Origin of the sequence: Psychroserpens damuponensis (assembly GCF_000826655.1) — a bacterium.
Classification (GTDB): domain Bacteria; phylum Bacteroidota; class Bacteroidia; order Flavobacteriales; family Flavobacteriaceae; genus Psychroserpens; species Psychroserpens damuponensis.
In genome coordinates, this window is sequence record NZ_JXJO01000057.1 from 1 (window position 1) to 1,525 (window position 1,525).

Here is a 1,525-nt window from a genome sequence, read left to right on the forward strand (position 1 = left end):
TTTTATGTATGGATTGTTGCGAATTTGTGTCCGATGATTTTCCGTAGGAAAATCAGATGAACGCAAAAGCGCAACAACCATTAGTTTGAGCTAATATAAGCAATTATCTATACATATTGTTGGCTTTAGTTTTGCTTTTGTTTGATTGTTAAATGTTTAAATTTCGATTTATATTCAATTTCGTAAGTTGCTAAATCCGTGCACAGCTTAGTTTTTAAACTTAGTTACGTTTTATTCCGTTAGTTATTAATGGAGTTTTTAATTCCGAAAGTTGCTAAATCCACATACAGTTCAGTTTTTCAAACTTAGTTACAATTTATTCCGTTAGCTATTGATAGTGTTTTTAATTCCGAAAGTTGCTTAATTCACGCATAGATCAGTTTTTTAAACTTAGTTACATTATATTCCGTGAGTAATTGATGGAGTTTTTAATTCCGAAAAGTTGCTAAATCCACGCACAGTTCAGTTTTATAAACTTGCTAAATTCCGTAAGAGTAAATTCAGATATTGAGTAAGATTTTAAGCCTTAAGATCAAGTTTTGTTCCGCTTTATTTATTCGGAATTATATGAGCGCAGAATTAGAGCCAACGTGTTTGTGTATGATTAGTTGCGTGGTTAAGCAACTAAATTAGCAAACTTTTACGAACCTGTGAATATTCCGCAGGAATATTCGCAAGTAGGGAAGAACCAAGCAATTAATTATACACGGTGTTAGGTGTAGTTTTTATTCCGTCAATCTATTTTTCAAGTCCATTCTTTCGTGTAATATTCTTATTATCTCAATTCTATCTTCCGAAATCAAATCGTAAAATATTATATGCTTTCCAGATTTCAATCCGAGTAAATTTCTAATTACTCCAAAATATTCTTTTCCAACATCAGGATTATTTCCAATTCCGTTACAAGCAAGTTTTATCGTTGCGTAATATTTGTCAGCTTGTTTTTCTGACCATTTTTCGTAAGTGTAGTCCCAAATGTCATTTAAGTCATCAATGGCTTCTTGTCTTAAAACAACTTTAGCCATTCTTTCTTTTTTCAGATTTTAACCTTTTTAGGTTTTCTTCAAAGTCGAAATCTTCTACTATTGGACTATTCAGTCCTTCTTGGATAGCGTTTCTTAAAGCGATTACTTTACTTTCTTCATTTTCCAATAGTCTAAGTCCAGCACGTATTACTTCGCTCACATTTTTATATCTTCCAACAGAGACTTGCGAACTTACGAATTGGTCAAAATAATTTCCGAGTGATATTGATGTATTTTTCATATTTTCTAAATTTACTCAAATTTACCAATTTTTGGTAAAAATACCAATTTTATCTCGATTTTTTAATTACACCTAACGTTTTTATGTATGGATTGTTGCGAATTTGTGTCCGATGATTTTCCGTAGGAAAATCAGATGAACGCAAAAGCGCAACAACCATTAGTTTGAGCTAATATAAGCAATTATCTATACATATTGTTGGCTTTAGTTTTGCTTTTGTTTGATTGCTAAATGTTTAAATTTCGATTTATATTCAATT

2 protein-coding genes are annotated in these 1,525 nt (G+C 31.0%); both read right to left on the reverse strand.

Translation table 11 applies throughout. From position 1 onward, the window contains the following. Positions 1 to 725: 725 nt before the first annotated feature. Positions 726 to 1,025, reverse strand: coding sequence for a type II toxin-antitoxin system RelE/ParE family toxin (locus TD29_RS17275; protein WP_040282736.1), 300 nt, complete (start codon positions 1,023 to 1,025; stop codon positions 726 to 728). Beyond that, positions 1,018 to 1,266 carry a type II toxin-antitoxin system ParD family antitoxin gene (locus tag TD29_RS17280; protein ID WP_040282738.1) on the reverse strand — a complete coding sequence of 83 codons (249 nt, stop codon included), beginning with the start codon at positions 1,264 to 1,266 and terminating at the stop codon, positions 1,018 to 1,020. Before TD29_RS17280 ends, TD29_RS17275 begins: the two co-directional genes overlap by 8 nt. Positions 1,267 to 1,525: the final 259 nt, after the last annotated feature.